Genomic DNA, 9,311 nt, shown 5'->3' on the forward strand with positions numbered 1-9,311 from the left:
GAGGGTATGGATACCGAAACAACGCACATCTTTTCTTGCGCATCCGCCTAGAAACGGGAGGGAAATTTGTCACCCCCGACTTTTGGTGATGAACCAAATTTTAGAAAAATTTACTCTATTTGTCATCCCTAATTTATTAAATTTTAGGGTCAATATTAGGTTTGCTAAATTTTAATGATCGTTAAAATAAAAAACTTATCTTAACTTTTAATTCTCACTTTTGCACGTATTTAATCATTTTTCTTCAGAGAAGTAACGAGCTGATTGATAGGAAATTGAGGGGGACTTCAATGATTTCCTTCATTTTTCCGAAAGGTTTTTCGGTGTATGTGTCGAATTTATAAATAAATCATTTGCCAACACACTGGAGATAAAGGAGCTTTAAAGAATGGCGAAATACGACAAATTACGACCGCTCATTGCTCAAGTGATTGAAAATATGGAAAAAGTCATTATCGGGAAACGGGATGTTGCAACGTTGAGTGTTGTCGCGTTATTAGCAGAAGGACATGTATTGTTGGAGGACGTTCCCGGAGTAGGAAAAACGATGCTAGTCCGCGCTCTGGCTAAATCAGTGAGCGCGAAGTTTAAACGAATTCAATTTACTCCTGACTTGCTTCCAAGCGATGTCACAGGAGTTTCTATTTATAATCCAAAAGAAATGCAGTTTGAATATAAGCCGGGTCCGATTATGGGCAACATTATTTTAGCCGATGAAATTAACCGTACTTCTCCTAAAACGCAGTCGGCGCTATTGGAAGCGATGGAGGAAGGCAACATTACCATCGATGGAGTAACGAGGAAATTGCCGAGACCGTTTTTTGTGATGGCGACGCAAAACCCGATTGAATATGAAGGAACGTATCCGCTGCCGGAAGCGCAGCTGGACCGTTTTTTACTGAAAATGCAAATGGGTTATCCATCGATTTTGGAAGAAATAGAGATATTAAGCAGAGCGGAAAAAATACCGCCGATTCAAGAGTTGCAGCCAGTTATTACGGTTGAAGAACTTATCGAATTGCAGCAAAAGGTAAAGGACGTATATGTCGATGATACAGTTAAGCGGTATATTGTCGAGATTGTCCAGCGAAGCCGTACACTTTCTTCTGTTTATTTAGGAGTCAGCCCGCGCGGTTCCATTGCTTTGATGAAGGCGGCGCAAGCGTATGCTTTTGTCCATGACCGCAGCTTTGTCATTCCTGATGATGTTCAGTTTTTAGCTCCTTACGTTCTCTCACACCGCATTATTTTAAAATCGGAAGCGAAATTTGACGGAGTAACGGCTGAAGATGTGGTGACAGACATACTGGAACGGACGCCGGTTCCGATTCAAAGGTAGTGAATGGTGCGATGAAAAAGAGGATTCGTCTAACCGGCAGAGTGCTTCTTCTTATTATTTTGATCGTTGTTTTATTTTCGTACGCCATGTTTCAAGGCGGTTTTGTCAGTTGGTTTTTATTTTACAGCTTCCTTCCATTCGGCCTCTATTCCTTTTGTGTTGCGCTTTATCCGATGCGTTATTTTGAAGTTCAGCGCCGATTAAATCAGGAGCAGTATCATGTTGGTGAAAAATTAGCAGCCACTTTAAATGTAAAGACGCGTATGTTTTTTCCAATTATATATTTAATTATTGAAGATCAATTGCCAAAGCCGCTGCAAAACTGCCAGCAAACAAAGCCTTCTAAAATATTTTTGTCTCCCTTGTTCAAAACGGACTTCTCCTATGAATATATATTGGAGCATCTTCCACGGGGGGAACATCGATTTTCAACGGTTCGAATCAAAATAACCGATTTTTTTGGCCTAATTGAAAAAGAAACAACTTTTCAAGTGGAGAATTCGATTTTAGTGTACCCGCGTTATGTAGAGATGGGATATCGGAAAGTGGGTCAGCGGTTTGAACAAGGAGTCGCTGCTTCGCCCATTCGGCTTCACCGCGATACGACCATAACAGTCGGAATCAGGGAGTATAAGCCGGGTGACCGCTTTTCTTGGATTAATTGGAAAGCTTCGGCGCGCAAAAATGAGCTGATGACAAAGGAATTTGAAGAAAGTCAAAGTGAAGATATCGTTATTTTTCTTGATCGGACTCCTTCGCCTCTTTTTGAGGAAATGGTTACATTTACTGCATCTCTCGTACGCACAATGATAAAGCGGGGAGTGCAAACGGGACTTGTGTCAGTTGGACGGGACCGTGTCATCTTTCCGGCAAAAAACGGTGAGGCACATCTTCAGGAGCTTTTTTATCATTTAGCAAAGGTGCAATGTGATAGTGAATGGTCGTTTGCGAGAAGCATCAATAAAGAAATGGAGCATTGGAACACGCCGTTTTCATTTTGCTGTATTACGTCAAGCGTTGATAAGGAGCTGGCGGCTTCATTAGGGAATTTAGCAATGAAAAATTTTAGCGGGATTGTTTTTATAGTCAAAGATAAAGCTGCGGACATTTCCAAAGAAGAAATCATTGCGGTTGAACAAATCGAGCGAAAAGGAGTAACGGTAAAAATGATCGAAGAACGCAGCTTTGCCAATGCCTTAATTGAAGGTGGGAAGTAACGGTGAATGAAGCTCAACGGACAATGAAAGCAGTTTTTATGCATTTATTGGCATTTTGGCTGTTATGGGAGTGGCTAGTTCCGCTCAAAACCATTTCGGATACGGGAAATATTTATGTGTTTATCATTTTTGTTGCCGGTTGTTTAGGTCTGGCTTTTTTTAGAGTCCGTTTTTGGCTGGGAGCTTTGGTAAAAAGCCTTTATATTTTCTATGTATTAAATATGTTATTTTTCCAGCAGCCGCTTTTAAGCGTCAGTCTCGTTGTCGATTTAACGAGCATGGCTGTTCATCATTTTTATTTGCTCATCCATTTTCAATTTGCAGAAATGACAGATAGTTTCCGCACCCTGCTGTTTTTCCTGCTGCTTTGGATTTCCGCCTATCTTTTGTGTTACTGGCTTTTTGCGCAAAAAAGGTTGTTTCTTTTTTATGCGTTGACAGTTGGCTATGTTGCCGTATTGGATACATTTACAGCCTATCAAGGCAAGGCAGCGATGATTCGTCTCGTTGTTCTTGGGTTTTTACTGCTTAGCTGGCTCCATTATGAAAGATTAGTAGAGAAAGAAAAGTTGTTATCAGGAAACAGAACGTGGTGGAAACCGTTTGTTTTTTTCGCTTCTGTTTCACTGCTCATCAGCTACACGGCTCCCAAGCTTCAGCCGCAATGGCCGGACCCTGTGCCGTTTATTAAAAGTTATGCCGGCGGCGGAGAAGATGAAGAAGAGGGAAAAGAGCCTGCTGTGAAAAAGATTGGCTATGGCACTAATGATTCACGGTTGGGGGGACCGTTTGTTGCCGATGATACCGTTGTGTTTTATGCTGAAGCAAAGAAGCGCCATTATTGGCGGGTTGAAACAAAGGACGTTTATACCGGAAAAGGTTGGGAAGCTTCCGAGAGCGTCGAAATTCACACTTTTGAACGGGAAAATGATGTACTGAAATGGTTTGAGGAAAATGTCGAAAAGGAAATGTTAACAGCAGCAGTCAATTTCCACCAACGGCTTTTTCCGCACTTAGTATATCCTGCCGGATTAACATCAGTCATTGTCTCCGGTGATGTTGTTTTCCGCCTTCATGCGGCAAATGAAAAAATATATGTAACTAACCGGGAGTCTTATGCTGTCCGCTTAGGCAGATACGAAATGACATATGAATATCCGTCGTTTTCTGTTGAAAAGTTGCGGCAGGCTCCGGTCATGCAGGATAGCAAACTTTTACAGCGTTATACGCAATTGCCGCCGAACTTGCCTGAGCGGGTAAAAGAGTTAGCGCGGCAAATTACAAATGGAAAGGAAAATCAATATGACAAAGTGAAGGCGGTTGAACAATACTTTCGTTTGAACGGTTATTTTTATGAGACGAAGGAGGTAGCTGTACCAAGCGAACAAGAAGATTATGTAGACCAATTTTTGTTTGAGACAAAAAAAGGATATTGCGACAACTTTTCTACTTCCATGATTGTCTTGCTTCGTTCTGTCGGCATTCCTGCGCGTTGGGTAAAAGGATATACTTCAGGGCAATTAGTCAATTCAGAAGAAAACGGAATGAATGTTTATGAAATTACAAACAATAACGCTCATTCATGGGTGGAAGTGTATTTTGAAGGGATCGGCTGGGTTCCGTTTGAACCGACACAAGGATTTAGTAATCCATATAGCTTTACAGAACAACAATCAATAGCAGAGACAACACCAATACCTGAACAAACACAACGAGAAGAAAGACAGACGCCGCTTAACGATGAGTTGCAGAAAGAGGACAAACGATCATCAAACGTGAATGATAAGCTAACAGCTGTTTTTGCTTCTTTATCGTGGAAAGAAATGGTGCTTGGGATGTTTTCTTTGCTTGTTGTCTCTTTCATCTTGTTTAAAACGAAACGAAAATGGCGGCCATATATAACATTATGGTTGTTTCATTACCGACGTGATCAACAAATATTTACAAAAGCATATCTTTCATTGTTGAAGCATTTGGATGACTACGGATTAAAACGGAAAAGCGGCCAAACGTTACGACAATACGCCGCTTACGTCGATGACTGGTTTGGGACAAACGAAATGAGCCGGCTTACTTTTTTGTATGAAAAGGCAATTTATGAAAAGGACCATGTTCATATAGAGTGGGCTCAAGTGAAAGAATTGTGGGAAAATTTAATCAAAAAGACAGTATCTTGACCAGTGTCAAAAAGTATTGATAGAATGAATTAAAATTTAATACTAAGTACCGCACCTTCATATATCCTCGATAATATGGTTCGAGAGTCTCTACCGGGTAACCGTAAATTACCCGACTATGAAGGCAGATGATTCTATTTTTATGTTATAAACTAGAATTCTGCCTTTATATGTGAAGGTATGATTCTAGTTTTTTGTTTTTAAAGATAAGCGAATTTCATTTTGAGGTGATGAACGTGCAACAAAACCAAGAAATGATTGTTGTATTGGATTTCGGAAGCCAATATAATCAGTTAATTACTCGCCGCATTCGCGAGTTCGGGGTATATAGCGAACTGCATCCACATACGATTACAGCCGAAGAAATTAAAGCGATGAATGCAAAAGGGATCGTTTTTTCCGGCGGTCCTAACAGCGTATATGATGAAAATGCGTTTACTTGCGATGAAAAGATTTTTGAGCTGGGATTGCCGATTTTAGGGATTTGTTATGGCATGCAGCTAATGACGCACTATTTAGGCGGCAAAGTGGAAAAAGCGACGCATCGCGAATACGGAAAAGCGACAATTACTGTACAAAATTCGTCCAAGCTATTTGAGCGTCTTCCTAATGAGCAAGTTGTTTGGATGAGCCATGGGGATTTGGTAACAGATACTCCAGAAGGATTTGTCGTTGACGCAACAAGTCCGTCTTGCCCGATTGCTGCGATGAGCGATGAGTCACGAAAGTTTTATGCGGTACAATTTCATCCGGAAGTGCGTCACTCCGTATATGGCAATGATATTTTGAAAAACTTTGTTTTTGACGTATGCGGATGCAAAGGCGACTGGACAATGGGAAGTTTCATTGATAACGAAATTCGCAAAATTCGCGAGTTAGTCGGCGATAAAAAAGTGCTTTGTGCATTGAGCGGCGGTGTTGATTCTTCCGTAGCGGCTGTGCTTGTGCACCGCGCCATTGGCGACCAATTGACATGTATCTTTGTTGACCATGGCTTGCTTCGCAAAGGTGAAGCCGAAAGCGTCATGAAAACGTTCCGTGAAGGATTTAATATGAACGTCATTAAAGTTGATGCAAAAGAACGTTTCCTAAACAAATTAAAAGGTGTTACGGATCCTGAACAAAAACGTAAAATCATCGGTAATGAATTTATTTATGTGTTTGATGACGAAGCAGCAAAATTGGAAGGTATTGAATTTTTAGTGCAAGGTACATTGTATACAGACATTATCGAGAGCGGAACAGCGACAGCACAGACAATTAAATCGCACCATAACGTAGGCGGTCTGCCTGAAGATATGAAGTTTAAGTTAATTGAGCCGCTAAATACTTTATTTAAAGATGAAGTGCGTGCGCTTGGCACGGAGTTAGGCATTCCAGATGAAATTGTTTGGCGTCAGCCTTTCCCGGGGCCGGGATTAGGCATTCGCGTTCTTGGCGAGGTAACAGAAGAAAAGCTGGAAATTGTCCGAGAATCGGATGCGATTTTGCGTGAAGAAATTAAGAAAGCAGGATTAGAACGTGAAATTTGGCAATATTTCACCGTGCTTCCTGATATCCGCAGCGTAGGGGTTATGGGAGATGCGCGCACATATGATTATACAGTCGGCATTCGCGCTGTTACTTCGATCGATGGTATGACGGCGGATTGGGCGCGCATTCCTTGGGATGTATTAGAAGTCATTTCGACCCGCATTGTGAACGAAGTTCCGCATGTGAACCGTGTTGTGTATGACATTACAAGTAAGCCGCCGGCAACAATCGAATGGGAATAAGCTGATAACAACGAACAAAAACGAACATTTTTATAAAAAATGTTCGTTTTTTCATTGACGTATCTTTCGTAAATTGATAAAATTTGAGTAAAAAAAACGAATATTGTCAAAATACGTCGTATAATCTCGGGAATATGGCTCGAGAGTTTCTACCAAGCTACCGTAAATAGCTTGACTACGAGGTATAATGAGATAGAGAGTATTCGTATGCCCTTTTTTGCTATATAAATGCAGATTGATTTTCCGGCATATATTCATGAGGTGTTTTAACTTTTCTCTTTTGTCTACCTTTTTATGTCGGGTTTTTCAATCTGAACTTATATAGAAAAGAAGGGGTACTGTCCTCTCTATGTTCATTATTCCTGTTAGTCAACGCTTCTGGTAGCTTACTAGAAGCGTTTTATTATTTTTCAGGGAGGACAAAAGAAATGAAAAAGTATTTCCGATTTGATGAGCTCGGAACGAATTATCGCACAGAAATCATTGCTGGTTTGACAACATTTTTATCAATGGCTTACATTTTGTTCGTTAATCCTTTTACGCTTTCGTTAGGGGCAGTAAAGGACTTCCCGGACGAACTAAGAATCGATCAAGGTGCGGTCTTTGTAGCGACTGCTCTTGCCGCTGCATATGGCTCTATTTTGATGGGCATTTTGGCGAGATATCCAATTGCTTTAGCACCTGGAATGGGATTAAACGCATTCTTTGCGTTTACAGTTGTTTTAGGGATGGGCATTCCTTGGCAGACCGCATTGGCAGGGGTGTTTGTATCAGGAGTTATTTTTACGGTGTTAACTTTGACAGGAGTCCGCGAAAAAATTATTGATGCGATTCCGGTCGATTTAAAATATGCAGTAGGAGCAGGTATCGGTTTATTCATTACATTTATCGGCTTTCAAAACGCCGGCATTATTGTTGATAATCCAGCTACATTAGTCGGATTATCCGATTTCAAAAACGGCAATACGCTTCTTGCTTTATTCGGTTTATTTGTAACAGTGATTTTAATGGTTAAGAAAGTAAACGGCGGTATTTTCTACGGAATGGTTATTACGGCTATTACAGGAATGATTTTCGGTCTTATCGAAGTGCCTGAAAAAGTGGTAGGAGCCATCCCTGATATTTCTCCGACATTTGGTGTTGCCCTTCAGCATCTTGATGAAATTTTTACGTTAAAAATGCTTGGTGTTGTATTAACGTTCTTTATTGTTGATTTTTTTGATGCGACAGGAACACTTCTTGCGGTTGCGAACCAAGCTGGTTTACTGAAGAATAATAAATTACCTAGAGCCGGAAAAGCGTTGCTTGTTGATGCAACAGCCGTAATGGTGGGAGCTGTGTTCGGCACATCAACAACAACATCTTATATTGAATCATCTGCAGGTGTTGCAGCAGGTGGACGTTCCGGTTTTTCAGCGGTTGTAACAGGTATTTTATTCTTATTAGCTTTATTCTTTTCGCCGTTGTTAGGTGTCATTACGGCTCCGGTTACGGCACCAGCGTTAATTATTGTCGGTGTGTTAATGGCATCTTCGATTGGCGAAATTGACTGGAAAAAATTCGAGATTGCCGTTCCTGCTTTCTTTACGCTTATTACGATGCCGTTATCTTACAGCATTGCAACAGGGATCGCCGTTGGCTTTATCTTTTATCCGATTACAATGATTTTAAAAGGCCGTGGAAGAGAAGTACATCCAATTTTATATGTTTTATTCTTTATCTTTATTTGTTATTTTGTATTCTTAAGGGAGTAGTCGGTTGAACTAGTATCTGTCAAGTAAAAATGCATAAAAGAGTGACCTTTATGCGGCACGAGTTCGGTATTCAAACGGACTCATGCCGTATTTTGTTTGTATCCTTTTTTCGTTATAAATAGCGGATGTAGTCAATAATGGTTTGTCGCACTTCTTCAACGGTTTATGATGGGCTGCAACATGGCATTTCACATTTCAAATGCCCGAAGAGGTTCTTTATACAAGTATTGTCCCAGCAGTTGGACCTGAGAGTCATGGATTGTGCAGGTCCCATATTGGCTGCCGTTCCGATGGGAATGGAAGCTCTGATCGCTATGGAGGATCGCTTCTTTCATAAATCCTCTTTCTTTTTTAGTTATGCGTTTATTCCTTAATTCCTCCATCGTTTCTACCGATAAAAATTTTATAATTTATTGTTGACTTTTTTGTTCAGTTAATGTTATATTGAAAAAGCCGCTGTTGAAGCGAAAATTAATAAAAAAGTTTCAAAAAATAGTTGACACTGAAAAAGATAATATGTTATATTAAAAAAGTCGCTTGTAAACGACTAAGGATAAATGTTCTTTGAAAACTGAACAAAACGAAGCGTCCACAAAGAAAAGCGGAAGCGCCGCGGTTAGCTCTCAAAGCCAAATGTTCTTCACCTGCAGAAGTGCTTGCACTTCGAAGGGGAAGGTTATTTGGCAGAAGAGAGCTAGGCGCTGAAGCTAGACAATAAGAAAAGCGGAAGCGAGCGTTTAGCGCCGGGAGGAAAATGTTCTTCCGACGAGACATACTTGTATGTCGATGGAGGAAGGTTATTTTCCGCGAGGCGCTGCGAGCTGAAGCTAGACATTAGAAGCTAGACAACTCTTTCTATGGAGAGTTTGATCCTGGCTCAGGACGAACGCTGGCGGCGTGCCTAATACATGCAAGTCGAGCGGACCAAAGGGAGCTTGCTCCCTGAGGTTAGCGGCGGACGGGTGAGTAACACGTGGGCAACCTGCCCTGCAGACCGGGATAACTTCGGGAAACCGGAGCTAATACCGGATAATACCGAAAACCGCATG

Annotated in this window: 5 protein-coding genes, 1 rRNA gene and 2 riboswitches; all 6 genes read left to right on the forward strand. The window is 41.0% G+C overall.

Annotation, left to right across the window (positions count from 1 at the left end):
* The first annotated feature begins 388 nt into the window (after window positions 1–388).
* Window positions 389–1,339 (forward strand): AAA family ATPase, encoded by a 951-nt coding sequence (locus B0I26_RS17550; RefSeq protein ID WP_111646642.1) that lies wholly within the window; start codon window positions 389–391, stop codon window positions 1,337–1,339.
* Window positions 1,340–1,350: 11 nt separating this feature from the next.
* Window positions 1,351–2,556 (forward strand): DUF58 domain-containing protein, encoded by a 1,206-nt coding sequence (locus B0I26_RS17555; protein ID WP_111646643.1) that lies wholly within the window; start codon window positions 1,351–1,353, stop codon window positions 2,554–2,556.
* 2 nt (window positions 2,557–2,558) lie between these two features.
* Window positions 2,559–4,733: a DUF4129 domain-containing transglutaminase family protein gene (locus B0I26_RS17560; protein ID WP_245934846.1), complete on the forward strand. Its 2,175-nt coding sequence runs from the start codon at window positions 2,559–2,561 to the stop codon at window positions 4,731–4,733.
* A gap of 37 nt (window positions 4,734–4,770) precedes the next feature.
* A riboswitch (purine riboswitch) is annotated at window positions 4,771–4,872 on the forward strand.
* Window positions 4,873–4,963: 91 nt separating this feature from the next.
* Window positions 4,964–6,508 carry a glutamine-hydrolyzing GMP synthase gene (guaA, locus tag B0I26_RS17565; protein WP_111646646.1) on the forward strand — a complete coding sequence of 515 codons (1,545 nt, stop codon included), beginning with the start codon at window positions 4,964–4,966 and terminating at the stop codon, window positions 6,506–6,508.
* Window positions 6,509–6,604: 96 nt separating this feature from the next.
* A riboswitch (purine riboswitch) is annotated at window positions 6,605–6,706 on the forward strand.
* A gap of 230 nt (window positions 6,707–6,936) precedes the next feature.
* Complete coding sequence (locus B0I26_RS17570; protein WP_111646644.1) at window positions 6,937–8,262, forward strand: NCS2 family permease; 1,326 nt, start codon at window positions 6,937–6,939, stop codon at window positions 8,260–8,262.
* Between the two features lie 854 nt (window positions 8,263–9,116).
* Window positions 9,117–9,311, forward strand: a 16S ribosomal RNA gene (locus B0I26_RS17575); the annotation flags it as partial.

The organism is Paranoxybacillus vitaminiphilus, assembly GCF_003259935.1.
Taxonomy (GTDB): domain Bacteria; phylum Bacillota; class Bacilli; order Bacillales; family Anoxybacillaceae; genus Paranoxybacillus; species Paranoxybacillus vitaminiphilus.

Excerpts from the sequence above, each read along its gene's own strand:
- B0I26_RS17570 (WP_111646644.1), top strand. The coding sequence starts at position 6,937 with ATGAAAAAGTATTTCCGATTTGATGAGCTCGGAACGAATTATCGCACA.
- guaA (WP_111646646.1), top strand. The coding sequence starts at position 4,964 with ATGAACGTGCAACAAAACCAAGAAATGATTGTTGTATTGGATTTCGGA.
- B0I26_RS17550 (WP_111646642.1), top strand. The coding sequence starts at position 389 with ATGGCGAAATACGACAAATTACGACCGCTCATTGCTCAAGTGATTGAA.
- B0I26_RS17555 (WP_111646643.1), top strand. The coding sequence starts at position 1,351 with ATGAAAAAGAGGATTCGTCTAACCGGCAGAGTGCTTCTTCTTATTATT.